24 protein-coding genes are annotated in these 26,159 nt (G+C 72.4%); 19 read left to right on the top strand and 5 right to left on the bottom strand.

Going from position 1 to position 26,159, the window contains the following annotated elements:
- Nucleotides 1–341 (bottom strand): DUF6597 domain-containing transcriptional factor (locus NFU81_RS30930; protein ID WP_340188956.1); only part of this gene is annotated, 341 nt, incomplete at its 3' end.
- 18 nt (nt 342–359) lie between these two features.
- Nucleotides 360–1,580, bottom strand: a complete 1,221-nt coding sequence (locus NFU81_RS30925; RefSeq protein ID WP_422665333.1) for a YihY/virulence factor BrkB family protein — start codon at nt 1,578–1,580, stop codon at nt 360–362.
- An 18-nt stretch (nt 1,581–1,598) separates the two neighbouring features.
- On the opposite strand from NFU81_RS30925, the gene NFU81_RS30920 reads away from it, so the two are divergent.
- From NFU81_RS30920 to NFU81_RS30850, 16 genes are all read left to right on the top strand, one after another.
- Nucleotides 1,599–3,236 carry an acyl-CoA dehydrogenase family protein gene (locus NFU81_RS30920; RefSeq protein WP_251497284.1) on the top strand — a complete coding sequence of 546 codons (1,638 nt, stop codon included), beginning with the start codon at nt 1,599–1,601 and terminating at the stop codon, nt 3,234–3,236.
- 251 nt (nt 3,237–3,487) lie between these two features.
- Nucleotides 3,488–4,717, top strand: coding sequence for a GAF domain-containing protein (locus NFU81_RS30915; protein WP_251497299.1), 1,230 nt, complete (start codon nt 3,488–3,490; stop codon nt 4,715–4,717).
- Between the two features lie 85 nt (nt 4,718–4,802).
- Nucleotides 4,803–5,375 (top strand): GNAT family N-acetyltransferase, encoded by a 573-nt coding sequence (locus NFU81_RS30910; protein WP_251497281.1) that lies wholly within the window; start codon nt 4,803–4,805, stop codon nt 5,373–5,375.
- Between the two features lie 13 nt (nt 5,376–5,388).
- Nucleotides 5,389–5,544: a putative leader peptide gene (locus tag NFU81_RS41115; RefSeq protein WP_340188955.1), complete on the top strand. Its 156-nt coding sequence runs from the start codon at nt 5,389–5,391 to the stop codon at nt 5,542–5,544.
- Between the two features lie 160 nt (nt 5,545–5,704).
- The gene (locus tag NFU81_RS30905) at nt 5,705–7,429 is read left to right on the top strand and encodes a nitrite/sulfite reductase (RefSeq protein WP_251497278.1); all 1,725 of its coding nucleotides are present in this window, start codon (nt 5,705–5,707) and stop codon (nt 7,427–7,429) included.
- Nucleotides 7,426–7,605 carry an eL43 family ribosomal protein gene (locus NFU81_RS30900; RefSeq protein ID WP_251497275.1) on the top strand — a complete coding sequence of 60 codons (180 nt, stop codon included), beginning with the start codon at nt 7,426–7,428 and terminating at the stop codon, nt 7,603–7,605. Before NFU81_RS30905 ends, NFU81_RS30900 begins: the two co-directional genes overlap by 4 nt.
- Nucleotides 7,602–8,306 (top strand): phosphoadenylyl-sulfate reductase, encoded by a 705-nt coding sequence (locus NFU81_RS30895; RefSeq protein ID WP_251497272.1) that lies wholly within the window; start codon nt 7,602–7,604, stop codon nt 8,304–8,306. The genes NFU81_RS30900 and NFU81_RS30895 overlap by 4 nt, the downstream gene beginning before the upstream one ends.
- A gap of 26 nt (nt 8,307–8,332) precedes the next feature.
- Complete coding sequence (gene cysC / locus NFU81_RS30890; protein WP_251497296.1) at nt 8,333–8,872, top strand: adenylyl-sulfate kinase; 540 nt, start codon at nt 8,333–8,335, stop codon at nt 8,870–8,872.
- Nucleotides 8,869–9,804: a sulfate adenylyltransferase subunit CysD gene (gene cysD / locus NFU81_RS30885; RefSeq protein ID WP_251497269.1), complete on the top strand. Its 936-nt coding sequence runs from the start codon at nt 8,869–8,871 to the stop codon at nt 9,802–9,804. Before cysC ends, cysD begins: the two co-directional genes overlap by 4 nt.
- 2 nt (nt 9,805–9,806) lie before the next feature.
- Nucleotides 9,807–11,159 carry a sulfate adenylyltransferase subunit 1 gene (locus NFU81_RS30880; RefSeq protein WP_251497266.1) on the top strand — a complete coding sequence of 451 codons (1,353 nt, stop codon included), beginning with the start codon at nt 9,807–9,809 and terminating at the stop codon, nt 11,157–11,159.
- Between the two features lie 316 nt (nt 11,160–11,475).
- On the top strand, nt 11,476–12,570 hold the full coding sequence (locus NFU81_RS30875; protein ID WP_251497263.1) for an aliphatic sulfonate ABC transporter substrate-binding protein: 1,095 nt from the start codon (nt 11,476–11,478) through the stop codon (nt 12,568–12,570).
- Between the two features lie 71 nt (nt 12,571–12,641).
- A complete protein-coding gene (locus tag NFU81_RS30870; RefSeq protein WP_251497260.1) occupies nt 12,642–13,436 on the top strand; it encodes an ABC transporter ATP-binding protein in 795 nt (264 codons plus the stop codon).
- A complete protein-coding gene (locus tag NFU81_RS30865; protein WP_251497257.1) occupies nt 13,423–14,379 on the top strand; it encodes an ABC transporter permease in 957 nt (318 codons plus the stop codon). Before NFU81_RS30870 ends, NFU81_RS30865 begins: the two co-directional genes overlap by 14 nt.
- Before the next feature lie 14 nt (nt 14,380–14,393).
- A complete protein-coding gene (locus NFU81_RS30860; protein ID WP_251497293.1) occupies nt 14,394–15,149 on the top strand; it encodes a sirohydrochlorin chelatase in 756 nt (251 codons plus the stop codon).
- 256 nt (nt 15,150–15,405) lie between these two features.
- The gene (locus tag NFU81_RS30855) at nt 15,406–17,649 is read left to right on the top strand and encodes an MMPL family transporter (protein ID WP_251497290.1); all 2,244 of its coding nucleotides are present in this window, start codon (nt 15,406–15,408) and stop codon (nt 17,647–17,649) included.
- 81 nt (nt 17,650–17,730) lie between these two features.
- Complete coding sequence (locus NFU81_RS30850) at nt 17,731–18,777, top strand: sigma-70 family RNA polymerase sigma factor (protein WP_251497252.1); 1,047 nt, start codon at nt 17,731–17,733, stop codon at nt 18,775–18,777.
- On the opposite strand, the gene NFU81_RS30845 is transcribed toward NFU81_RS30850, so the two are convergent.
- Nucleotides 18,679–18,942, bottom strand: a complete 264-nt coding sequence (locus NFU81_RS30845; RefSeq protein WP_251497249.1) for an STAS domain-containing protein — start codon at nt 18,940–18,942, stop codon at nt 18,679–18,681. The genes NFU81_RS30850 and NFU81_RS30845 overlap by 99 nt on opposite strands.
- A 249-nt stretch (nt 18,943–19,191) precedes the next feature.
- On the opposite strand from NFU81_RS30845, the gene NFU81_RS30840 reads away from it, so the two are divergent.
- Nucleotides 19,192–20,055: an aminoglycoside phosphotransferase family protein gene (locus NFU81_RS30840; protein ID WP_251497246.1), complete on the top strand. Its 864-nt coding sequence runs from the start codon at nt 19,192–19,194 to the stop codon at nt 20,053–20,055.
- Nucleotides 20,056–20,193: 138 nt separating this feature from the next.
- Complete coding sequence (locus NFU81_RS30835; protein WP_251497243.1) at nt 20,194–21,645, top strand: MFS transporter; 1,452 nt, start codon at nt 20,194–20,196, stop codon at nt 21,643–21,645.
- Between the two features lie 61 nt (nt 21,646–21,706).
- On the opposite strand, the gene NFU81_RS30830 is transcribed toward NFU81_RS30835, so the two are convergent.
- A complete protein-coding gene (locus NFU81_RS30830) occupies nt 21,707–22,411 on the bottom strand; it encodes an exonuclease domain-containing protein (RefSeq protein WP_251497227.1) in 705 nt (234 codons plus the stop codon).
- A 100-nt stretch (nt 22,412–22,511) separates the two neighbouring features.
- The gene (locus tag NFU81_RS30825) at nt 22,512–23,750 is read right to left on the bottom strand and encodes an SAV2148 family HEPN domain-containing protein (RefSeq protein WP_251497224.1); all 1,239 of its coding nucleotides are present in this window, start codon (nt 23,748–23,750) and stop codon (nt 22,512–22,514) included.
- Between the two features lie 258 nt (nt 23,751–24,008).
- On the opposite strand from NFU81_RS30825, the gene glgX reads away from it, so the two are divergent.
- Nucleotides 24,009–26,147, top strand: coding sequence for a glycogen debranching protein GlgX (glgX, locus tag NFU81_RS30820; RefSeq protein ID WP_251497221.1), 2,139 nt, complete (start codon nt 24,009–24,011; stop codon nt 26,145–26,147).
- Nucleotides 26,148–26,159: the final 12 nt, after the last annotated feature.

The raw sequence follows: 26,159 nt of genomic DNA, 5'->3' as shown, positions 1-26,159 counted from the left end.
GCCGCGGGCCCGCCGTCCGCGCGGGCCGCGAGCCCGCGGGCCTCGGCGGCGGGCCACAGGGCGTCGAGCGGCACGCGCAGGTCGCGCACCTCGCGGGCGGGCAGGCCCAGCAGGGCAGGCCCGACGCCGGGGGCGAAGCGCAGGCCCGCGTAGCTGCTGCCAGGACGGTCGGCGACGACGTACGCGGCCGTGTCCGGGCCGGCCACCAGCAGGGAACCGTCGTGCCAGATCAGGTCCATGCAGCCGTCGGGCAGCACGCGGTAGGGACCGCCACCGCTGTCGGTGCGCGTCCACAGCGTCGCCCCGGGCGCCAGGGCCGCCCGTTCCCGATACCCGCTCACCCCTCCATGGTGCCCGCGTCAGCTCCGGTCGTGCCCGCCCCAGGGCGACTGCTGCGGCGGGACCGGGGGCATCGGCGGCGGCGCCGGCGGGCGGGGCGGAACGATCGGGGCGGGCGGGGCCGGCTTCGGGCGGCGGGCGCGCAGCCGGGAGCGTACGTCGCCGTGCGGCAGCACGTCGACCCAGCGCTCGGGGTACTCCGCGGGCGGGTCGTCGTCCTCCTCGGCAGCCGCGGCCTGCCGGGCGCGGCGGGCGGCGGCGCGTGCGACGACCTCGGCGGCGGCGGCGACCTTGAGCCGGTCGTTCTCCTCGCGGGCCGCGGCGGTGGCGAGCGAGGGCCAGATCCGGTCGACGGCCGCGTTGACGGCGGCGCCGACCAGGACGGCGAAGGCGGACACCCCGATCCACAGCAGCACGGCCACCGGCGCGGCGAGCGAACCGTAGATCGTGTGGCCCTCGACGGCGTGCGTGAGGTAGATCCGCAGGACGAAGCTGCCCACCACCCACATCAGCAGCGCGACGAGCGCGCCGGGCACGTCCTCGTACCAGGGCGCCCGTACGGGTACGGACACGTGGTAGAGCGTGGTGAGGAAGGCGACCGACGCCAGCAGGACGAACGGCCAGTACAGCACGTGCACGGTGCCCGAGGTGCCGGGCACCAGGTCGTTGACCGCGCTCGGGCCGACCACGATCATCGGCAGCACGGCGGCGCCCAGTATCAGCGCGACCACGAACAGGCCGAGCGACATCAGCCGGGTGCGCACGATGCCCCGGCGGCCCTCCAGGCCGTACATGATCGTGATGGTGTCGACGAAGACGTTCACCGCGCGGGAGCCGGACCACAGGGCGATCAGGAAGCCGAGGGATATCAGGTCCGGGCGGCGCCCGTGGAAGACGTCGTCCACCAGGGGTTTGACCAGTTGGTTGACGCCCTTGTCGGACAGCACGGTCGAGGACGCGCTGAGGATGTTGTGGCGGATGTGGTCTATGGTGTCCAGGCCGACGACGGTGTCGACGTAGCCGAGCGCGCCCACCAGGCCCAGCAGCAGCGGCGGCAGGGAGAGCAGCACGAAGAAGGCCGCCTCGGCGGCGAGTCCGGTGACCCGGTACTCCATGCAGGAGTCGACCGTGTCCTTGAGCAGGAGCCAGCCGACCTTCCGCTTGGAGACGTTGCGGTACAGCACTCTGGCCCGCCGCCATCGGCTCGGACGCCGATGGCTTCTTTCTTCTGCTGCTTGCACGCCCTTACGTTAGCTGGCATGACTGCCCCCACTCACACGGTGACGAACCAGGTTCCGCCCCTGGCCGGCCATGACGTGTACGGCACGGACACCGCCCTGACCGAGGCCGTCGCGCGCCACGCGGACGCGGCCAGGCTGCCGGAGATCACCGAGGAGCTGTCGCTGCTCGGGGTCGCCGCGGGTTCCGCACAGGCGCAGAAGTGGGGTGAGGAGGCGAACACGTACTCCCCCGTGCTGCGCACCCACGACCGCTACGGCAACCGCGTCGACGAGGTCGACTTCCACCCGGCCTGGCACCGGCTGCTCGGGCACGCCGTCACGGCGGGCCTGACCGACGCCTGGTCACGGCCCGACGGGCATCTGCGGCGGGCGGCGGGCTTCCTGGTCTGGTCCCAGGTGGAGGCCGGGCACGGCTGCCCGGTGTCCATGACGCACGCGGCGGTGCCCGCGCTGCGCACCGACCCGGTGCTCGCCGCCGAGTGGGAGCCGCGGCTCGGCTCGCGCGTCTACGACCCGCGGCTGGTGCCGGCCGACGCCAAGCCCGGTGCGCTGTTCGGTATGGGCATGACCGAGAAGCAGGGCGGCTCGGACGTACGTGCCAACACCACCGTCGCGCGGGCGCTCGCCGAGGAGGGCGCGTACGCGCTCACCGGGCACAAGTGGTTCTGCTCCGCGCCGATGTCGGACGGCTTCCTGGTGCTGGCGCAGGCGCCCGGGGGGCTGACCTGCTTCCTGCTGCCGCGGGTGCTGCCGGACGGCACGCGCAACGTCTTCGCGATCCAGCGGCTCAAGGACAAGCTGGGCAACCGCTCCAACGCCTCCTCCGAGGTCGAGTTCCGCGACACCTGGGCGCGGCGGGTCGGCGAGGAGGGCCGCGGTGTCGCCACCATCATCGAGATGGTGGCCGCGACCCGGCTGGACTGCGCGCTCGGGTCCGCCGCACTCATGCGGCAGGCCGTCGCGCAGGCGGTGCACCACGCGACGTACCGCAGCGCGTTCGGCGGGCCGCTGATCGACAAGCCGCTGATGCGCAACGTCCTGGCGGACCTGGCGCTGGAGTCCGAGGCGGCCACGACGACGGCGCTGCGGCTCGCCGCGGCGCACGACGCCGACACCGAGCAGGAGCGGCACTTCCGGCGGCTGGCGGTGGCGGTGACGAAGTTCTGGGTCACCAAGCGGTGTCCCGCCGTCGCGGCGGAGGCGCTGGAGTGCCTGGGCGGCAACGGCTACGTCGAGGAGTCGGGGATGCCGCGGATCTTCCGGGAGTCCCCGCTGAACTCGGTGTGGGAGGGGTCGGGGAACGTGCAGGCGCTCGACGTCCTGCGGGTGCTCGGGCGCGAGCCGCTCGCGGTCAACGCGTTCCTCACCGAGGTGGGGCTCGCCCGGGGCGCCGACCACCGGCTCGACGCGGCCGTCAAGGACCTGCTCACCGAGCTGGGCGACCTGGACGGGGTCGAGGTCCGTGCCCGCCGCATCGTCGAGCGCATGGCGCTCGTCCTGCAGGGGTCCCTGCTCGTGCGGTTCGCACCGCCCGCGGTCGCCGACGCCTTCTGCGCCTCGCGCCTGGGGGGCGACTGGGGCGCCACCTTCGGCACCCTCCCGGCCGGCCTCGACCTGCCCGCCGTCCTGACCCGTGCGACCCCGGCTGCGCCGTAGCCCGCGACGGCAGGCGTCCGGAGGGGGTGGTGCCGCGCCGACTCGGCACCACCCCCCGTCCGTGACGCAGCGTCAGGGTCCGCCCAAAGCGCCCATGAGCGCAATAGTTGCAGCCGGTTGCACCGTTCTGGTTGCGGCAAAGCCGAGCGGTCCCGGTCCGCGCCCGGGCACCATGGCAGGAACGGCAGAACGGAGATGTCGTGCCACACCTTCCGATCGGCTTCGGGCGGCTGGAGCGGACCGACGTCCGTATGTCCCCGCATCTGCTCGCCTCCGTACGGGCGGCCACCCTCGCAGGTGACGTGCCGCCGGAAGCGCCCCGCGCGGTGATCGGCGCGTCCTGGGAGCGCACCCTTGGCCACGGGGTGGACCCGGACATCGGCCGGCACAACGGGCTGCTGGGCGCCGACGAGATCGAGCACCGCAGGCGCAGCACCCCGATCGGCGACGTCCTGCCGGTGCTGCGCGAGGGCCTGGTCTCGGTGGCCGACGCGGCCTGGCACATCATGGTGGTGACCGACGCCGAGGGCCGGGTGCTGTGGCGGGACGGCAGCCACGCCGTCCGCAGGAGCGCCGACCGGCTGGGCTTCGCCGAGGGCGCCTCCTGGTCGGAGGAGGTGGTCGGCACCAACGCCATCGGGACGGCGCTGATCACCCGCGCACCGATCCAGGTGCACTCGGCCGAGCACTTCGTCCGCACGCACCACGGCTGGACGTGCGCCGCCTCGCCGCTGCACGACCCGCGGGACGGCCGGCTGCTCGGCGTGGTGGACGTCAGCGGGCCGGCGGCGACGGTGCACCCGGCGACGCTGTCGCTGGTGTCGGCGGTGGCGCGGGTCGCGGAGGGCGAGCTGCGCTCGCGGCACTGGGCCTCGGTGGAGCGGCTGCGGTCGGTCGCGGCGCCGCTGCTGGCCGGGATCGGCGGCCAGGCGCTGGTGGTCGACCGCAACGGCTGGACCGCCGCGTCGACGGGTGTCGCGCCCGCCGAGCGGATCGCGCTGCCGGCGTCGGTGGCGGCCGGGCAGATGTGGCTGCCGTCGCTGGGCCTGTGCCGGCTCGAACCGCTGCCGGGCGGCTGGCTGATCCGGGTGGGCGGCCGGGAGCGGCCGCCGGCCGCGAGCCGGGTGGTGGTGGACGTCAGCCGCCCGGCCGGCTGGACGGTGACCGTGTCGGGACCGGCGGGCAGCTGGTCGCAGGCGCTCAGCCCGCGCCATGCGGAGCTGCTGTACGTCCTGGCGCTGCACCGGACCGGCCGTACGGCGGCGGAGCTGGCCGGCGACCTGTTCGGGGACCCGAGCCGTACGGTGACGGTACGGGCGGAGATGTCCCGGCTGCGCAGGAACCTGGCCGGGGTGCTCGCGCACCGGCCGTATCGTTTCTCCGAGGCGGTGGAGGTCGAGCTGCTGCGCCCCGACCGCCTGCCGGACCTGCTGCCGCACTCGGTGGCGCCTGCGGTCCTGGCGAGCCGTGCACCCGGCTGACCTGCCGTGCAGCGCGGTCGCCGGCGCCCGCTGCCGTGCCGGGAGCGGGCGGGGCGGCGGCACGGCCTCCGCTTAGGGTGTGCGCATGAGCACCGCCGTGACGACCTGGTCCCTCGAACTGAACGCGCCGGAAGAGCTGCGGCCCGCGACCCTGCCCGGGGACGGTTCCGGTGTCCGGATCGTGCGGGCCGAAGTCCCCTCACCGGACTTCCAGCGCTTCCTCTACACCGCGGTGGGCACCGACTGCTCGTGGACGGACCGGCTGCCGTGGCCGCCGGAGCGGTGGCGCGAGGTGCTGGAGCGGCCGGGCAACGAGCTGTGGGTGGCGTACGAGCGCGGCACTCCGGCTGGATACATAGAGCTGGCCGGGCAGGACGAGGGCGTCGTCGAGATCGGGTATTTCGGGCTGCTGCCGGACTTCCGCGGCCGCGGCATCGGCGCCCACCTGCTGTCGTACGGCACCGCGCGGGCCTGGGACCTGGGTGATCGCTGGCAGACGCGGCCTGCGACCCGGCGGGTGTGGGTGCACACCTGCTCGCTGGACGGGCCGTACGCGCTGGACAACTACCGGCGGCGCGGTTTCACGGTCTTCGACACGGTGACCGCGGTACCGAGCGTGCGGCCGCGCCGCCCGCTCGGCGCCGGAAGTGACGCATGACACAGTTTCTCGAATGGTGAGATTATCTAGTCCACATAGTGGATACCGGTGGACTCGCCCGAGACCTGCATGCCACGCTTTCGTCATGTCACGCACTGGAATCGCCTTGGTAGGTCGGCCGCACGTCGACTTCTGCCGCGTGTCCAGCGCCATCTGTCCGGCGGGCTGACCGCACAGCCGCACCGCTCCGCCATCCCCGTCGTCGTGGATGCACGGGAGTTCCCCTTGTGTCCGCCGCGCCTGCCCCACAGCTCTGCGTTTCCCCAGGCCACAGGGTGCTCCCGCGCCGAAAACGACCGTATTCGAGCCTGCCAGAAGGACGCATCGCCATGGCATCCAACCCCGCCACCCCGCAGCCGCCGGCCGGGGGTCAGCCCAGCACCGCCCCCGCAGGACGTCGCAAGACGACCCGGCACCGCGGTGAAGGCCAGTGGGCCAAGGGCCACTTCACTCCGCTCAACGCCAACGAGCAGACGAAGAAGGACGATGACGGTCTCAACGTGCGGACGCGCATCGAGACGATCTACTCCAAAGCGGGTTTCGACTCCATCGACGGCGCCGACCTGCGCGGCCGGATGCGCTGGTGGGGCCTCTACACCCAGCGCCGCCCCGGGATCGACGGCGGCCGCACCGCGATCCTGGAGCCCGAGGAGCTCGACGACCGCTACTTCATGATGCGGGTCAGGATCGACGGCGGCCGGCTCACCGTGGCCCAGCTGCGGGTGATCGGCGAGATCTCGCAGGAGTTCGCCCGCGGTACCGCCGACATCACCGACCGGCAGAACGTGCAGTACCACTGGATCCGCATCGAGGACGTACCGGAGATCTGGCGCCGCCTCGAGTCGGTGGGCCTGTCCACCACCGAGGCCTGCGGTGACACCCCGCGCACCGTGCTCGGCTCCCCGGTGGCCGGCATCGCCGAGGACGAGATCATCGACGGCACCCCGGCGATCGACGAGATCAAGGCCCGCTACATCGGCAGCAAGGAGTTCTCCAACCTGCCGCGCAAGTTCAAGACCGCGATCTCCGGCTCGCCGCTGCTCGACGTGGTGCACGAGATCAACGACGTGTCCTTCGTCGGCGTGGAACACCCCGAGCACGGCCCGGGCTTCGACCTGTGGGTCGGCGGCGCGCTGTCCACCAACCCGCGGCTGGGCGAACGGCTCGGCGCCTGGGTGCCGTTGGACGAGGTGCCCGATGTGTGGGCCGGCGTGGTGGGCATCTTCCGCGACTACGGCTACCGGCGGCTGCGGCACCGCGCCCGGCTGAAGTTCCTGATGGCCGACTGGGGTCCGGAGAAGTTCCGCCAGGTGCTCCAGGACGAGTACCTCAAGCGCGAGCTGGTCGACGGCCCGGCTCCGCAGATGCCGACCCAGGTGTGGCGGGACCACATCGGGGTGCACCGGCAGAAGGACGGCCGCTTCTACGTCGGCTTCGCCCCCCGGGTCGGCCGGATCGACGGCACCACGCTGACGAAGATCGCCGCGCTGGCCGAGGGGCACGGCTCGGAGCGGGTCCGTACCACCACCGACCAGAAGATGCTCGTCCTGGACGTCGAGGAGTCCAGGGTCGAGTCGCTGGTCAGCGGGCTGGAGTCGCTCGACCTTCAGGTACGCCCCTCGCCCTTCCGGCGCGGCACGATGGCCTGCACCGGCATCGAGTTCTGCAAGCTGGCGATCGTCGAGACCAAGGCGCGCGGCGCCTCGCTGATCGACGAACTGGAGCGCAGGCTGCCGGAGTTCGACGAGCCGATCGCGATCAACATCAACGGCTGCCCGAACTCCTGCGCCCGTATCCAGACCGCCGACATCGGTCTGAAGGGCCAGCTGGTCACCGACGCCGACGGGCAGCAGACCGAGGGCTTCCAGGTGCACCTGGGCGGCAGCCTCGGCATGGAGCCCGGCTTCGGCCGCAAGGTGCGCGGCCTGAAGGTCACCTCGGCCGAACTGCCCGACTACGTCGAGCGGGTGCTCACCCGTTTCCAGGCCGAGCGCACCGACGGCGAACGCTTCGCCCAGTGGGCGGCGCGCGCGTCCGAGGAGGCGCTGTCGTGAGCGAGCGAGCCGCCCCGTTCTACTGCCCCTACTGCGGGGACGAGGATCTGCGTCCGTCCGAGGAGGCCCACGGGGCCTGGGAATGCCGGGCGTGCAGCCGTGCATTCCAGTTGTCGTTCCTCGGGCTGCTGGCCAGGAGGCCGGCCGCCGACACCCCGCAGGGAGGCGCTTCGTGACCACCGCACCGTATACGGCACAGGACCTGCAGCAGCTCGCCGAGCAGGCGGGCCGCGACCTTGAGGACGCGTCCGCGCTCGACGTGCTGCGCTGGGCCGCCGACACCTTCGGGCCGCGTTTCTGCGTGACCTCCTCGATGGAGGACGCCGTGGTGGCGCACCTGGCGTCGCGGGCGCTGCCCGGAGTCGACGTCGTCTTCCTCGACACCGGCTACCACTTCCCCGAGACCATCGGCACCCGGGACGCGGTGGCGGCGGTGATGGACGTCAACGTCATCACCCTCACCCCGGTGCAGACCGTCGCCGAGCAGGACGCGCAGTACGGCCCCAGGCTGCACGACCGCGACCCCGACCAGTGCTGCGCGCTGCGCAAGGTCGCACCGCTCGAAGCGGGGCTGAAGGGCTACGACGCCTGGGCGACCGGGCTGCGCAGGGACGAGTCGCCGACCCGGGCGAACACCCCGGTCGTCGCCTGGGACAGCAGGCGGCAGAAGGTCAAGATCGCCCCGATCGCACGCTGGACGCAGGAGGACGTGGAGGCCTACGTCGCCGAGCACGGCGTGCTCACCAACCCGCTGCTGATGGACGGCTACGCCTCCGTCGGCTGCGCGCCCTGCACCCGCCGGGTGCTGGAGGGCGAGGACGCCCGCGCCGGACGCTGGGCGGGGATAGGCAAGACCGAGTGCGGTATCCACCAGTGACGGCACCCCAGGAGCAGGAGACCCCGATGACCACCGGCGCCACCGTTTGGCTCACCGGGCTGCCGAGCGCGGGCAAGACCACCATCGCCACCGCGCTGGCGGAGACGCTGCGGGCGCGGGGCAGCCGGGTCGAGGTGCTGGACGGCGACGAGATCCGCGAGTTCCTGTCCGCGGGCCTGGGCTTCACCCGTGAGGACCGGCACACCAACGTGCAGCGGATCGGCTTCGTCGCCGAACTGCTGGCCTCGAACGGGGTGCTGGTGCTCGTACCGGTCATCGCGCCCTACGCCGACAGCCGCGAGGCGGTGCGCAAGCGCCACCAGGTGCAGGGCACCGGCTACGTGGAGGTCCACGTGGCCACCCCGCTCGACGTGTGCTCGGTACGGGACGTCAAGGGCCTGTACGCCCGGCAGGCGGCGGGCGAACTGACCGGTCTGACCGGGGTGGACGACCCCTACGAGGTCCCGGAGACCCCGGATCTGCGGATCGAGACGCAAGGCAGCACGGTGGAACAGTCCGCCGCAGCGGTGCACGCGCTGCTCGCCGAGAGGGGCCTCACGACATGACCACGACCGTCACGCACGCCGAGCAGAAGGACAGCCCGTACGCGCTGACGCACCTGGACGCGCTGGAGTCCGAGGCGGTGCACATCTTCCGCGAGGTGGCGGGGGAGTTCGAGCGGCCGGTGGTCCTCTTCTCCGGCGGCAAGGACTCGATCGTCATGCTGCACCTGGCGCTCAAGGCGTTCGCGCCCGCCGCGGTGCCGTTCTCGCTGCTGCACGTGGACACCGGGCACAACTTCCCCGAGGTCCTCGACCTGCGGGACCGCACGGTGGCCGAGCACGGGCTGCGGCTGCACGTGGCCAAGGTGCAGGACTACATCGACGACGGGCGGCTGCGCGAGCGCCCCGACGGGCTGCGCAACCCGCTGCAGACGGTGCCGCTGACCGAGGCGATCTCCGCGCACCGCTTCGACGCGGTCTTCGGCGGCGGGCGGCGCGACGAGGAGAAGGCCAGGGCCAAGGAGCGGGTCTTCTCGCTGCGCGACGAGTTCTCCCAGTGGGACCCGCGCCGGCAGCGCCCCGAGCTGTGGCAGCTGTACAACGGCCGGCACGCGCCGGGCGAGCACGTCCGGGTCTTCCCGCTGTCCAACTGGACCGAGCTGGACGTGTGGCAGTACATCGCCCGGGAGGGCATCGAGCTGCCGGAGATCTACTTCGCGCACGAGCGTGAGGTCTTCAGCCGCGACGGCATGTGGCTGACCGCGGGCGAGTGGGGCGGCCCCAAGGACGGCGAGCCGGTCGAGACCAGGACGGTGCGCTACCGCACGGTCGGCGACATGTCCTGCACCGGCGCGGTCGACTCCGAGGCCACCACGCTGGAGTCGGTGATCACCGAGATCGCCGCGTCCCGGCTGACCGAACGGGGTGCCACCCGCGCCGACGACAAGATGTCGGAGGCGGCGATGGAGGACCGCAAGCGCGAGGGGTACTTCTAACCATGACCAGCACCACGAGCCCGCTGACCGCGGAAGAGCTGTCGGCGACCACTCTGCTGCGGTTCGCCACCGCCGGGTCGGTCGACGACGGGAAGTCCACCCTGGTGGGCCGGCTGCTGCACGACTCCAAGTCGGTGCTCAGCGACCAGCTGGAAGCCGTCGAGCGCGCGTCGCTCGGCCGCGGCCAGGAGACGCCCGACCTGGCGCTGCTCACCGACGGCCTGCGGGCCGAGCGGGAGCAGGGCATCACCATCGACGTGGCGTACCGCTACTTCGCCACCGCGCGCCGCCGGTTCATCCTGGCCGACACGCCCGGCCATGTGCAGTACACGCGGAACATGGTGACGGGTGCCTCGACCGCCGAGCTGGCCGTGGTGCTGGTGGACGCCCGCAACGGGGTCGTCGAGCAGACCCGCAGGCATGCCGCGGTCGCGGCGCTGCTGCGGGTGCCGCACGTGGTGCTCGCGGTCAACAAGATGGACCTGGTGGACTACGCGGAGCCGGTCTTCGCCGCCATCGCCGAGGAGTTCACCTCCTACGCGGCCTCGCTGGGCGTCCCGGAGATCACCGCGATCCCGATCTCCGCGCTGGCCGGCGACAACGTGGTGGAGCCGTCGGCGAACATGGACTGGTACGGCGGCCCGACGGTGCTCGAACACCTGGAGACGGTCCCGGTCAGCCACGACCTGACCGGCTGCCCCGCGCGCTTCCCCGTGCAGTACGTGATCAGGCCGCAGACCGCGGAGCACCCCGACTACCGCGGCTACGCGGGCCAGATCGCCTCGGGCCTGCTGCGGGTCGGCGACCCGGTGACCGTGCTGCCCTCGGGGCGTACCACCACCATCTCCGGCATCGACGCGCTGGGCCGGAGCGTGCACACCGCGTGGGCGCCGCAGTCCGTCACGGTGCTGCTCGCCGACGACCTGGACGTCTCGCGCGGCGACCTGATCGCGCCGACCGGCTCGGCGCCCGCGGTGACCCAGGACGTCCGGGCCACGGTGTGCCATCTGCACGAGCGGCCGCTGCGGATCGGCGAGCGGGTGCTGCTCAAGCACGCCACGCGTACGGTCAAGGCGATCGTCAAGGCGCTGCCGTACCGGATCGACCTGTCGCACGGGCTGGCCCACGACAACGACCCGGCGGCGCTGGAGGTCAACGACATCGGTGCGGTGCAGCTGCGCACCGCGGAACCGCTGCCGATCGACGCCTACGCGGACTCGCGGCTGACCGGTGCGTTCCTGCTGATCGACCCCGCGGACGGAACGACGCTCACCGCCGGCATGGCGGGCGAGGCGTTCGCGGAGCCCCCGTCTGCTGCCGGTGGCGCGGCCGGCGACGAGGGATGGGACTTCTGACCATGGCTCAGGAAGCCTTCTCGGGATTTGCGAAGGAGGGCGGGCGCGTCGGCAGCGGCTCGCTCGGCTCGGGTACGGGCGGGGTCGCACGATGTGCGGGCTGACCCGGCACACGGCGGTTCGCGGCACAGCCGCGGCCGTCGGCGTACGACCCTGTCGCGCTCTGCGCGCCCCGATGCACCGCCTTCGAAGACCTGACGAACTTCCGGCCGCGCCCTAGCGCGCGACACGCCGGGCCTGACGAGAGGACACACCCGTGTCTGCGCACCTCCGTTCCGCGTCCCGTACCTCCGCCTCGCGCCACAGACTCGTCGCCGTGGCCGCCGCCCTCCCGCTGCTCCTCGGCGCACTCGCCGCCTGCGGCTACGGCTCCGACAAGAAGTCGGACGACTCGGACACCTCCGCACCGGCCGCCGCTGCCGGCGGTTCCGCCACCGCGTCGAAGCTCTCGACCGACGAGGTCAAGATCGGCTACTTCCCCAACCTGACCCACGCCACCGCTCTGGTCGGGCTCAAGGAGGGCTTCTTCCAGCAGGAGCTGGGCAGCACCAAGATCAAGGAAGCCACCTTCAACGCGGGCCCCGCCGAGATCGAGGCGCTCAACGCCGGCTCGATCGACATCGGCTGGATCGGCCCCTCCCCCGCGATCAACGGCTACACCAAGTCCGGCGGCAGCAACCTGAAGATCATCGCGGGTTCCGCGTCGGGCGGCGTGAAGCTGGTGGTCAACCCGGCGAAGATCAAGACCCTGGCCGACGTCAAGGGCAAGAAGATCGCCACCCCGCAGCTGGGCAACACCCAGGACGTGGCCCTGCTGAACTGGATCAAGTCGCAGGGCTGGAAGGTCGACGCGCAGAGCGGCAAGGGCGACGTGTCGGTGGTGCGCACCGACAACAAGATCACCCCCGACGCCTACAAGAACGGCTCCATCGACGGGGCGTGGGTGCCGGAGCCCACCGCGTCGAAGCTGGTCAAGGAGGGCGCCAAGGTGCTGCTCGACGAGAGCACGCTGTGGCCGAACAAGCAGTTCGTGATCACCAACGTGATCGTGTCGCAGAAGTTCCTGTCCGCGCACCCGGACGTCGTCGAGGCGGTGCTGCGCGGCTCGGTGAAGACCAACGCGTGGATCAAGGCCAACTCCGACAAGGCCAAGGCCGACGCCAACGCCCAGCTGGAGAGGCTGACCCAGAAGGCGCTGCCGGCCGACGTCCTCGACCCGGCGTGGCAGTCCATCCAGGTGCTCGACGACCCGCTGGCCGCGACCGCGAAGTCCGAGGCCGACCACGCGGTGTCCGCAGGCCTGCTCAAGTCCCCGAAGCTGGACGGCATCTACGACCTGACGCTGCTCAACAAGGTGCTCAAGGCGCAGGGCCAGCCGGCGGTGGACGCGGCGGGCCTGGGCGCCCAGTAGCCGCGGGGACCACCGGCAAGCAGCAGCAACCGACCAGCTGATCGATCCGAGAACCCCAGGAGGTGACACCCATGGCCGACACTCTCACCAGTGCCGCCGCGCAGAGCGCGGAAAGCGCCGCGCACGCGGCCAGGCTCGACCATGTGTCGAAGGCGTTCGGCAGGCCCGGCGGCCGGCAGCTCGTGCTGGACGACATCACGCTCGATGTGCGCCCCGGCGAGTTCGTCTGCCTCCTGGGGGCCTCGGGATGCGGCAAGTCGACGCTGCTGAACCTGGTCGCGGGACTCGACGAGCCGACCGCCGGGAGCATCACGACTCCCGGCGGCCGGCCGGCCCTGATGTTCCAGGAGCACGCGCTGTTCCCGTGGCTGACCGCGGGCAAGAACATCGAACTGACGCTGCGGATGCGCGGGATGCCCCGCGAGCAGCGCCGCCCGGAGGCCGAGCGGCTGCTGTCGCTGGTCCGGCTGGGCGGGGCCTACGGCAAGCGGGTGCACGAGCTGTCCGGCGGTATGCGGCAGCGGGTCGCACTGGCCAGGGCGCTGGCCCAGGACAGCCAACTGCTGCTGATGGACGAGCCGTTCGCGGCGCTGGACGCGATCACCCGGGACGTGCTGCACGACGAGCTGACCCGGATCTGGTCGGAGACCCAGCTGTCGGTGCTGTTCGTGACGCACAACGTGCGGGAGGCGGTACGGCTGGCGCAGCGGGTCGTGCTGCTGTCCTCCCGGCCCGGCCGGATCAACCGCGAGTGGGCCGTCGACATACCGCAGCCGCGCCGGATCGAGGACGCGGCGGTGGCGGACCTGTCCGTCGAGATCACCGAAGAACTGCGTGGGGAGATCCGCCGTCATGGCCAGCACTGAGACGTCCGGCGCGAAGGACGCCGCCCCCCTGGAGGACGAGCCGCGGCAGGCGGACGACGCCGCGGCGGTCGAGCGGCACAAGCGGCACGACCTGTCGGGCCTGGAAGCCGGCCTGGACGCGCTGGACGCCGTCGTCGTCAAGCGCGCGCCGATCGGGCAGGTGCTGGTCAAGAAGGTGCTGCCGCCGATCAGCGCGGTGCTGCTGGTGCTGGTGGTGTGGCAGCTCGCCGTCTGGGCGAAGGTCGCCGACCAGACGAAGCTGCCCAGCCCCTCCGCGGTGGGCCAGGAACTGGCCGACCGGTGGAACGCCGGCGACCTGTTGTCGATCATCTGGACCAGCGTGTCGCACGGCCTGCTCGGCTTCGTCGCCGCGCTGGTCATCGGCACCCCGCTGGGCCTGGTGGTGGCCAGGGTGCCGTTCATCCGGGCCGCGATCGGGCCGATCCTGTCCGGGCTCCAGTCGCTGCCGTCGGTGGCGTGGGTGCCGGCCGCGGTGATCTGGCTGGGCCTGAACAACTCCACGATGTACGCGGTCATCCTGCTCGGCGCGGTGCCGTCGATCGCCAACGGCCTGGTGGCCGGCATCGACCAGGTGCCGCCGCTGTACCTGCGGGCCGGCCGCACCATCGGCGCCACCGGGCTGCGCGGGGCGTGGTTCATCCTGCTGCCGGCCGCGCTGCCCGGCTACGTTGCGGGCCTGAAGCAGGGCTGGGCCTTCTCCTGGCGGTCGCTGATGGCCGCCGAGCTGATCGCGTCCTCGCCCGACCTGGGGGTCGGCCTCGGCCGCTATCTGGAGAACATGCGGGAGGGCTCCGACATGGCGGGCGTCTTCCTCGGCATCCTGCTGATCCTCTTCGTCGGTATCGCCATCGACCTGATCATCTTCAGCCCGCTGGAGCGCTGGGTGCTGCGCTCCCGCGGACTGACCGCGCGGAGCCAGTGACCGTGCGCCCCGGCCTGTCCACGCCCCCGCTGCTCGTCATCGCGCACGGCTCACGGGACCCGCGGCACGCGGCGACCGTGCACGCCCTGACGCGGCGGGTCGCGGCGGCCAGGCCGGGGCTGCGGGTGGACACCGCCTTCCTGGACTTCAACGCGCCCTCGGTGCCGCAGGCGGTCAGCCGGCTGGCGGCCGACGGCGTACGCGACGCGGTGGCGCTGCCGCTGCTGTTGACCCGGGCCTTCCACGCCAAGACCGACATCCCCGCGGTGCTGCGCGAGTCCACCGCCGCGCTGCCGTCGCTGCGGCTGCACACCGCAGACGTCCTGGGGCCTGCCCCGCTGCTGACGGCCGCGCTGGAGCGCCGGCTGTCCGAGGCCGGGCTGCGGCCCGGCGACCGCCCGTCGACCGGCGTCGTGCTGGCCTCGGCGGGCTCCACCGATCCGGAGGCGAGCGCGGTGATCGCAGCAATCGCGCGGGAGTGGCGGCACACCGGTTGGTGCGCCGTGCGGCCCGCGTTCGCCTCCGCGTCCCTGCCGCGCACCGAGGACGCGGTCAGGGCACTGCGGGCCGAGGGCGTACGGCGGATCGCCGTGGCGCCGTACGTGATCGCGCCCGGTTTCCTGCCCGACCGGATCGCCCGCGGCGCCCGCGAGGCGGGCGCGGACGTGCTGGCGCCGGTGCTGGGGGCGGCCCCCGAGGTGGTCGCGCTGCTGCTGCGCCGCTACGGCCAGGCGCTGCGCCCCGCCGCCGGGCAACTGCTCTCCGCCTGAGCCCCTCCGCTCCCCCGTACGGGGTCTGGCCTGGGCCTTCGCCGCTGTAGGTGTAAGGGGCACACACCCGGGATGGTGGGGTTGTCCCCACCCCCTGAGGGGGAGATGGCCCGCCGTGAAGTCACCAGCAGGCCGGATGGGTGGGGACGTCCACTCCCCGTAGCGTCCTTGGTGGAAGGAGCGGCCCGGCGCCGCCACCCGAGACGATCCTTACAAGGGGGACACCGTGAGTCGCGCTCGCGCACACGGCAGCAGGATGGGCATCGCGGCATCGATGGGCAGTTGGAGCGCCCGGCACCGGTGGGCGGCCGCGGGCGGCTGGCTGCTCTTCGTCGTCCTCGCGGTCTTCGTCGGCCAGTCGGCCGGCCGGGTCGACGTCGACGAGGACCGGTCGATGCCCGGCGAGGTCAGCCAGGCCGCCACCATCAACGACGACGCGGGGCTCAAGCCCCCGGCCGGCGAGATGGTGCTCGTCCAGGCCAAGGGCGCGGGCAGCGCCACCGACCCGGGCTTCCGTACCGTGGTCGGCGAGGTGATGACCGCGGTCAAGAGCACCGGCAAGGTCACCGCGGTCACCTCGCCGTACGACACCAAGTCGATCTCCGCGGACGGGCGTTCCGCGCTGGTCCGGTTCGACGTGGTCGGCGACCAGAAGACCGCGGCCGACCGCATCGACCCGGTGCTCGACCAGGTCAAGCAGGTACAGGCGAAGCATCCGGACCTGCGCGTCGAGGAGTTCGGCGACGCGAGCGCGGAGAAGGTGCTCAACGACGCCTTCGGCAGCGACTTCAAGACCGCCGAGTTCTCCGCGGTGCCGCTCGCGCTGGGCATCCTGCTGATCGCCTTCGGCGCGCTGGTCGCGGCCCTGCTGCCGGTGGCGCTGGCGATGACCGCCTTCGTCGCGGCCGGCGGTGTGGTGGCGCTGGTCAGCCACCTGGTGCCGATGAGCGACACCGCCAACTCGGTGATGCTGCTGGTCGGCCTCGCGGTCGGCGTCGACTACTGCCTGTTCTACCTGCGCAGGGAGCGCGAGGAGCGGGCCGCGGGGCATGACGCCGACACCAGCCTGCGGATCGCCGCCGCCACGTCGGGCCGGGCCGTCCTGATCTCCGGCATCACCGTGATCGTGGCCATGGCGGGCATGCTCTTCACCGGCATCGGCGACTTCAAAGCCATGGGTGTGGCCACCATGATCGTGGTCGCCATCGCGATGTTCGGCTCGGTCACCGTGCTGCCCGCGCTGCTGTCGCTGCTCGGCCACCGGGTCGAGAAGGGCCGCCTCCCGTTCCTGAACCGGCGCAGGAAGCAGGCCGCAGGACGTCCCGCGGCGCCCGGCAACAGCCGCTTGTGGCGGACCGTGCTCGGCCCTGTGCTGCGCCACCCCAAGGCCGCCACCGTCATCGCCGGCGGCGCGCTGCTGGCGCTGGCACTGCCCGCGTTCGGGATGAAGACCGCGAACCTGTCGATGCAGCAGGAGCTGGGCGACAGCCTGCCGATCATCCAGACCTACGAGCACATCGACACCGCCTTCCCCGGCGGCCCCGACCAGGCCCACGTGGTCGTCAAGGCCGCCGACATCGACTCCCCCGCGGTGAAGCAGGCCATCGCCGACTTCCGCGCGGAGGCGGTCTCCTCCGGCGCGAGCAAGGGCCCGGTGACCGTCACCGTGCACAGCGCGCAGAACGTCGCCAGGATCGACGTACCGCTGGAGGGCGGCAGCGACCGCGCCAGGGCGGAGGCCGACGTGAAGCTGCTGCGCGACCACGTGCGGCCCGACACGCTCGGCAAGGTCGCGGGCCTGCAGGCACCGGTCACCGGTGAGACGGCGGGCTCCATGGACTTCACCCACAAGATCACCAGCAGTGTGCCGCCGGTCTTCGCCTTCGTGACCGTCTTCGCCTTCCTGCTGATGCTGCTGTCCTTCAGGTCGCTGACCATCGCGGTGACCTCGATCGTGCTGAACCTGCTGTCGGTCGGCGCCGCCTACGGGATCCTGACCGCGGTCTTCCAGCACGGCTGGGGCGCGTCGCTGGTGGGCGCGCACGGCACCGGCGCGGTGGTGGCCTGGCTGCCGCTGTTCCTGTTCGTGATCCTCTTCGGGCTGAGCATGGACTACCACGTCTTCGTGGTCTCCCGGATCCGCGAGGCGCGGATGCGCGGCCTGTCCACCAAGGGCGCCATCGAGCACGGCATCACCACCACCGCGGGCGTCGTCACCAGCGCCGCCGTGATCATGGTCGCCGTCTTCGCGATCTTCGGCACCCTGTCGATGCAGAGCATGAAGCAGATGGGCGTCGGCCTGGCCTTCGCGGTGCTGATCGACGCCACCGTGATCCGCGGGGTGCTGCTGCCGGCGGTGATGACGCTGCTCGGCGACCGGAACTGGTACCTGCCGCGCTGGATGCACCGGCTGCCCGACCTCACGCACGACGAGTCGGCCCTGCCGCAGCCGCCGGCCGCCGCGCCGCACCCGGCACAGCAGTTGCCCGACCGCGTCTGACCTGGTCGCCTTGCGACGGCAGTGCCCCCGTACCGATGCGGTACGGGGGCACTGTCAGTGGTCGCGGTTACGGTGGAGAGCATGACCGTACGGGAGAGCAGCGCAAGCGGAACGACGGTGACGGGCGCCGACGAGGTCGAGCGCGGTCTTGAGCGGCACCGGGTGGAGCTGACCGGTTACTGCTACCGGATGCTCGGCTCCGCCTTCGAGGCGGAGGACGCGGTGCAGGAGACGCTGGTGCGCGCCTGGCGTGCCGCCGACCGGTTCGAGGGCCGCTCCTCGCTGCGGTCGTGGCTGTACCGCATCGCCACCAACGTCTGCATGGACAGCCTCAACGCCGGCAAGCGCCGCGCCAGGCCGATGGACCTCTCCCCCGCCTCGCACGCCGACGCGGTGCTGCCCGATCCGACGTCGGACGGGATGTGGGTGGAGCCCGCGCCCGACGGGCGGGTGGTGCCCGAGGGCGGCGACCCGGCCGACGTGGTGGTCTCCCGGGAGACCGTCAGGCTGGCCTTCGTGGCCGCGCTCCAGCATCTGCCACCGCGGCAGCGGGCGGTGCTGATCCTGCGCGAGGTGCTGGCCTGGAAGGCCAGCGAGACCGCGGAGCTGCTGGAGACGACCGTGGCGTCGGTGAACAGCGCGCTGCAGCGGGCCAGGGCCACCCTGGCGGAGGCCGGCGCCTCGGCCGACACCGCGGTGCGCGACGCGGCGCTCGACGAGGAGCGGGAGGCGCTGCTGGCCCGCTACGTCGACGCCTTCGAGCGGTACGACCTGGCGTCGCTGACCACCCTGCTGCACGAGGACGCGGTGCTCAACATGCCGCCGTATCCGATCTGGGTGACCGGCCACGCCGACATACGCGACTTCATGGCGACCGTCGGGGCGGGCTGCGCGGGTTCACGGCTGGTGCCGGTCGAGGCCAGCGGGCTGCCGGGCTTCGCGCAGTACCGCTCGACGCCCGAGGGCACCTTCCGGGCGTTCGCGCTGCAGGTGATCGAGACCTCCGACGGGCGGATCAGCACGATGACGTCATTCCACGACGCCGCCCGGCTCTTCCCGCTCTTCGGTCTCCCACTCGAACTCCCCGCCGAGCCCGGCGAGTTGGACGAGCATCCGCAGCCCGGGTGACGCACCGCACAGCCGCACCCGGTAGCCGGTGCGGCCTGCGGCGAGCCGCAGTCTGGCGAGCGCGCCGAGGGTCGCGGTCGTGGCGGGGAGCCCCGCCGCGTCCACGCTGACCGTCGTCGGCTCGCTGTGACCTGCGGTGTTCTCCGTGCCGGGAGCCGCCGTCACCAGTTGTCCTCCTTGCGCAGGGCCGCCGAGCAGCGGGCTTCGCAGATACCGACCGCCCGCGCGGTGCGAAGTCATCGCTCACCGGGGTACGTATTCGGAGCGGATTGGCGGCAGACCAGGCGCGAATCGGGGGCGCACCAGTGGGAGACTTGCCGTTGTCCGTACACATGGGCGATGACAACGGCATATGCAGGTGGGCGGGGGCGGCGGGCTGCCGGTCCCGGCCGTCGGACTCGGAGGGGTCGGAGCATGGCGGCAGCGGTGTTCACGCAGGAGCGGGCGCAGGCCGTGCTGGAGTCCGCCGGCCACCCGTCGGCCGACCTGCTCTCCTTCGGGGAGAACGCGGTCTTCGCCGCGGGCCGGCTGGTGATCAAGGTGGGCCGCGGCGCCGACCTGCTGGACCGCGCCCGCCGCGAGGTGCGCACCGCCGACTGGCTCGCCAAGCACGATGTGCCCGCGGTGCGTTCCGCGGAGTCCGAGGTGCGGCTGGTCGACGGCCACCCGATCACCTACTGGCAGCGGCTCCCCGAGTCGCTGCGGCCGGCGGAGCCCGCCGACGTGGCCCCGCTGCTGCGGCTGGTGCACGCCCTGCCTGAGCCGGACTTCGGGCTGCCGCCGCGGGATCTGCTGGGCGGCGTCGAGCGCTGGCTGCGGCTGGCGGGTGACGCGATCGACCCGGCCGACGCGGCGTTCCTGCGGGCGCGCAGGGACCGGCTGGCCGCGGCGGTCACGGAGTTGGTGCCGCACCTGCCGCGCGGCCCGATCCACGGCGACGCGCTCCCCCGCAATGTCCACATCGGCCCGGACGGGCCGGTCCTGGTGGACCTGGAGACCTTCTCCTCCGACCTGCGCGAGCACGACCTCGTCGTGCAGACCCTCAGCCGCGACCGCTACGGGGTGTCGCAGGCCGCGTACACGGCCTTCACCGCCGCCTACGGCTGGGACGTCGCGGAGTGGGAGGGCTGCGACGTGCTGCGCGGGGCGCGGGAGACCGCGGGCTGCGCCTGGGTCGCCCAGCACGCGGCGGCCAACCCGGCCGCGCGCAGCGAGTTCCGGCGCCGGGTGGCGTCGCTGCGCTCCGGCGACACGACGGTGCGCTGGTACTCCTTCTGAGGGATCACTTTCTGCAATTGCAGGGCGGCCGCCCTGAGTTTGCGGCACCGCCATGCCTGGCACTATCTCTATCACCGGTGTAAGACTTAACAGGTCGTCCGCTTCCGGGTGACTCCCCTGCCGGGAAAGGGAATCGGCATGCCCAACACACTCGCGGGGCAGCGGAGCACGCTCCTGCTGCTCACGAGCGTCGAACTCCTCGTCTTCCTCGACTCCTCCGTCGTCAACCTCGCGATGCCGAGCATCGGCAAGGCGCTCGGCATGAGCGTGGCCACGCTGGTCTGGGTCAGCAGCGCCTACCAGGTGACCTTCGGCGGCTTCCAGTTGGGCGCCGGCCGCACCACCGACCGGCTCGGCATGCGGCTGATGTTCCAGACCGGCCTCGCCGTCTTCACCGCGGCGTCGCTGCTGGCCGGCCTCACCCATACGGGCTGGGCGCTGATCGCCGCACGGGCGCTCCAGGGGGTCGGCGCCGCCATCCTCATCCCGGCGGAACTCGCCCTGATCACGGCGGTGTTCACCGAACCGGAGGCCTACCGGCGGGCGTTCGGCGTGTGGAGCGCGATGGGCGCAGTCGGCGCGGCGGGCGGAGTCGCGGTGGGCGGGGTGATCGTTTCCGCGCTCGGCTGGCAGTGGGTCTTCCTGGTCAACGTGCCGATCGGCGTGCTGGGACTGCTGGCCGGCAGCAGGCTGCTGCCGCGCGACGGCATCGACCTGCGCGCGGTCCGGCGCGGCGAACTCGACCTGCCCGGCATGGTCACCGGCACCGGGTGCCTGCTGCTGGCGGTCTACGTCGCCACCAAGGGGGCCGAGGGCTCGCTGGACCTGCGGCACTGGCTGCTGGCGGGGCTCGCGGTGCTGCTCGGCGCGGCCTTCGTCCTGGCCGAGCGGCGGGCCGCGACGCCGGTGCTGCCCTTCCGGCTCTTCCGCACCCGCGACATCACCGGTTCGGCGCTGGCGAACTTCCTGGTCGGCGCGGCGCATGTGCCGGTCTTCGTCTTCCTGTCGCTGTACTTCCAGGAGGTGCACCACTACAGCGCCGTCAGGTCGGGGCTCGCGGTGCTGCCCATCGCGGTGGCCGGCATCCCGGTGGCGCGGCTGCTGATCCCGCGGGCGCTCAGGGCGGTCGGCCCGCGGAGGGTGCTGGCCGGCGGGATGGCCCTGCTGACGGTCGCGCTGCTGCTGCTGTCCAGGATTCCCGCCCACGCGGACTATGCGGCGGACTTCCTGCCCGCCGCGTTCGTCTTCGCGGTCGGCCTGCCGGCCTGCTTCGTCGGCGCGACGATGCCGGCGATGCGGGCGGCTGCGCCGGACGAGACCGGGATCGTCTCCGGCCTGGTCAACACCGCGCAGCGGCTCGGCGCCGGGCTGGGGGTGGCCGTCCTGGCCGCCGTCGCCACCTCGCGCACCGCCCACCACGGCGGTGCGCCCGCCGACGCGGTCAACGCGGGCTTCCACCTCGCCTTCCTGGGCGCGGCGGGGGTCGCTGCGCTGGGCTTGCTGGTCGCCCTCGCGTCCCTCCGTGAGCCGCCCCGGGCGCCGTCTCCCGCGACGGCGACCCCCCACGCCGCGCCGGCCCCGACGGACTGACCCCTCCGGGCGGTGCACCTTGCAAGAAGGCAACGCCACCGCAAGTGGCACCCCCGAAGGGTCACGCCGCAGCGTGCAGGGGCCAGTCGCCCGGGATCGGCTCAGCGCCGGCGTCCTGGCGGCGCAGCCAGGACGTGAAGTCCTCGGCCCAGGCGGCGTACCAGCCGCCTTGCGCCTCGTGGAGGTCCCACAGGTCCGCGGAGCCCGCCTCGGGGAAGCGGGCGGCGAGTGCCCGGGCCACCCGCACCGCGGCCAGCGCGTCGGCGCCCGCGTCGTGGGCGCCGTCGAGCACCACGCCGTAGACCGCGCACGCAGCCTCCAGCGTCCGCTTGCCGCGGCGGTACTTGTCCAGCGCCCGGTCGATGACGAGCGGGTCGACCACCGGTCCCGGCCGCCCGCCGGGGGCGACCAGCGGCGGCAGCGCGTAGCGGCGCAGCTCCGCGTCCAGCAGCGTGAGGTCGAAGGGCGCGTTGTAGACCACGACCGGGACCTGCACGGCCCAGTAGCCGCGCACCGCGTCGGCGATCTCGGCCACCACCTCGGGCGCCGGGCGCCCCTCCGCGGCGGCGCGGGCGGTGCTGACGCCGTGGATGGCCGTGGTCTCCGCCGGTATCGGCACCCCGGGGTCGGCGAGCCAGGCCCGGTGCCGCACGGGCTGGCCGTCCTTGACCTCGGTGACCGCCGCCGTCACGATCCGCGCCTGCCGCGGATCGGTCCCCGTGGTCTCCAGGTCGAAGCCGACCAGCAGATCCTCGTGCCATGCCATGCCGAGTCCCCTTCCCGCCCCGTTGTCCCGCCTTGCCCTGCCATCATCGCCTGCACCACTGACACTCGGGACGGCCGCCCGGGCAGTCGGCGCCGCGGGGTCAGGACACCGGCCGGGCGTCGGTCCAGATGCTCTCGAACTCCTCGCGGTAGACCTCGAAGAGCCCGCTGTCGGCCGGCCGGTCCTCGGCGACCACCCGCCGCGACCCGCCGCGCAGCACCATCACGGGCACCTCCATGCCGCGTGCCCTGCGCAGATACGACTGCACGACCGCGAGCCCGTCGCCGCTGTCGCCGTCGACCAGGTAGGCGGTGAAGCGCGGGGTCTCGTCGAAGACCTGGATCTCGAACGCGCCCGGGTCGCGCAGCCTGGCCCGCACCCGCCGCATGTGCATGATGTTCATCTCGACCGAGCGGCTCATCTCGCTGCGGCCGAGGCCCAGTTCGCGCTCCCGGCGGCGCACCGCGCTGCTCGCCGGGTTGAGGAACAGCAGCCGTACCCGGCAGCCGGCCTCGGCGAGCCGGATGAGCCGCCGCCCGGAGTAGTTCTGCACCAGCAGGTTCAGCCCGATGCCGACCGCGTCCAGCCGCCTGGCGCCGGCGAAGAGGTCCTCGACGGGCAGCTGGCGCTGCAGCCGCACCCGGTCGGCGTAGACGCCGACGACGTCGGAGAAGCGGTCGGCGACCAGCTCCTCGATCGCGTCGACCGGCAGCCGCTGCGCGGCCGTACGGGCGTCTCCCGCGCCCAGCAGTTCCAGCAGCCGCGCGCTGGCGCGCTCCGCCTGGTCCAGGACCGTGCGGGACAGCGCCCGGTTGCGGGAGACGACATGCCGGGCCACCTCCAGCTCGTCCAGGGCGAGTTCGAGGTCGCGGCGGTCGTCGAAGTACGGCTCGAAGCACGGCCAGTGCTGGACGACGAGCTCCCGCAGCTGCGGCAGCGTCAGGAAGCTGAGCACGTTGTCGTCGGCCGGGTCGAGCAGGAAGCCCTTCCTGCGGCTCACCTCCCGTACGGCGACGGCCCGCTGGACCCATTCGTGGCCGGCGGGCCCCGCCGCGGCGACCACCCACTCCTCGCCGTGCACGGGTTCGTAGATGGGGCGCAGCACCGCGTTGACGACGGCCCGCAGCCGCTGCTCGACCAGGTTCAGCCAGACGTACGCGCGGCCGGCCCGGCGGGCGCGGGTGCGTACCTCGGCCCAGGCGTCGGCGCCCCAGTCCAGCTCCGCTCCGATCTCCATGGGCTGGGCGAGAGTGACCGCTCCTTGCGCCGCCTCGACAGTGGTGTCGTGCTGGTCACCCTGCTCACCGCCTCCCGGGAGCATCAGACCTCCGGACGTCACCACTTCACCGCCTCCCACCCCCGTCCACGATCAAGGAAGGGTACTGCGGTGCGGGGGCTGTCGCAGCAGTATCGACCCTACTTGACTACTACCGGACAACCCCATCACTCGTACGGTCGCTGCCTGTTGTGGCTGTGTCACCCTCGGCAGGGAGCTGGTGGGAGGATGACGATTCGGAAACCTTCGGCAACGGCGCCGCCGGGTGCGAGGACCAGGTGACCGGGGCGTGCGCCCGGTCAGGAGTGGAAGAGTCTCGACATGCAAGTCTGGCCGGGTCAGTCCTACCCCCTCGGCGCCACCTTCGACGGAGCGGGCACCAATTTCGCCGTCTTCTCCGAGGTGGCCTCGCGTATCGAACTGTGCCTGCTGCACGACGACGGGTCGGAGACGGCGGTCGAACTGCGCGAGGCCGACGCCTTCGTACGGCACGCCTACCTGCCGGGGGTGATGCCCGGTCAGCGGTACGGCTTCCGGGTGCACGGCCCGTACGATCCGGCGCGCGGGCACCGCTGCAACTCCGCGAAGCTGCTGCTCGACCCGTATGCCAAGGCGATGAGCGGCGACATCGACTGGGACGAGTCGGTCTACGGCTACCGCTTCGGCCACCCCGACTCGCGCAACGACCTCGACTCGGCCCCGCACACGATGACCTCGGTCGTGGTCAACCCGTACTTCGACTGGGCCGACGACCGCGCGCCGCGGATCGACTACCACCGGACGGTCATCTACGAGGCCCACGTCAAGGGCCTGACGATGACCCACCCAGGCCTGCCCGAGGAGATCCGCGGCACCTACGCGGCCCTCGCGCACCCTTCCGTGATCGGCCATCTGGTGGAACTGGGCGTCACGACGCTGGAACTGATGCCGGTCCACCAGTTCATCCAGGACCACCGGCTCAGCGACGCCGGGCTCGCCAACTACTGGGGTTACAACACCATCGGATTCTTCGCGCCGCACCACGCGTACGCCTCGCTGGGCGACCGCGGGCAGCAGGTGCTGGAGTTCAAGACCGCGGTCAGGGCGCTGCACCGGGCCGGCATCGAGGTGATCCTCGACGTGGTCTACAACCACACCGCCGAGGGCAGCCACCTCGGCCCGACCCTGTCGCTGCGCGGCCTGGACAACGCCTCGTACTACCGGCTCGGCGGCGACAAGCGCTACTACACCGACACCACGGGCACCGGGAACTCGCTGCTGATGCGCAGCCCGCACGTACTCCAGATGATCATGGACTCGCTGCGCTACTGGGTCACCGAGATGCACGTCGACGGCTTCCGCTTCGACCTCGCGGCGACCCTGGCACGGCAGTTCCACGAGGTCGACCGGCTGTCGTCGTTCTTCGACCTGGTCCAGCAGGACCCGGTGGTCTCCCAGGTCAAGCTGATCGCCGAGCCGTGGGACGTCGGCGAGGGCGGCTACCAGGTCGGCAACTTCCCGCCCCTGTGGACCGAGTGGAACGGCAAGTTCCGCGACACCGTGCGGGACCTGTGGCGCGGCGAGAGCGCCACGCTCGCCGAGTTCGGCTCCCGGCTCACCGGCTCCTCCGACCTCTACCAGGACGACGGGCGCCGCCCGCTGGCCTCCATCAACTTCGTCACCTGCCACGACGGCTTCACCCTGCGCGACCTGGTCTCGTACAACGACAAGCACAACGAGGCCAACGGCGAGAACAACAGGGACGGCGAGAGCTTCAACCGCTCGTGGAACTGCGGGGCGGAGGGCGCCACCGACGACCGGCAGGTCAAGGCGCTGCGGCAGCGGCAGATGCGGAACTTCCTCGCGACGCTGATGCTGTCGCAGGGCGTGCCGATGCTCTCCCACGGCGACGAGTTCGGCCGCACCCAGGGCGGCAACAACAACGCCTACTGCCAGGACAACGAACTGGCCTGGATCACCTGGCCGGACAAGCAGGGCACCGGCGAGGAGGCAGACGAGGCGCACCGGATGCACGAGTTCGTGCGCACGATGGTGTGGCTGCGGCGCGACCACGCGGTCTTCCGGCGGCGCCGGTTCTTCCACGGGCGGCCCGTGGAGGGCACCCACGACGAGCTGTCCGACATCGCGTGGTTCACCGCGGAGGGCGGGGAGATGACGCAGCGCGAGTGGCAGGCCGCGCACGCCCGCTCGCTGGTCGTCTTCCTCAACGGCAACGCCATCTCGGAGCCGGGGCCGCGCGGCGAGCCGGTCACCGACGACTCCTTCCTGCTGATGTTCAACGCCGCGCCCCGCGCCCAGGAGTTCCTGGTCCCGGTCAACCACGGCAAGGAGTGGCAGCTGATCGTCGACACCGAGCGCCCGGAGGGCGTGCCCCCGGGCGCCGGCGAGCGGGTCGCGGCCGGCGACCGTATCCTGCTGGCCGACCGCAGCATGGTCGTCCTGCAGCGGCCCGCCGACTAGGGCCTGGGGTGT

It is taken from the genome of Actinacidiphila cocklensis (assembly GCF_907177275.1).
Classification (GTDB): domain Bacteria; phylum Actinomycetota; class Actinomycetes; order Streptomycetales; family Streptomycetaceae; genus Actinacidiphila; species Actinacidiphila cocklensis.
Note: the sequence above shows the minus strand (reverse complement) of the source record. Positions and strands in the feature narration are given on the sequence as shown.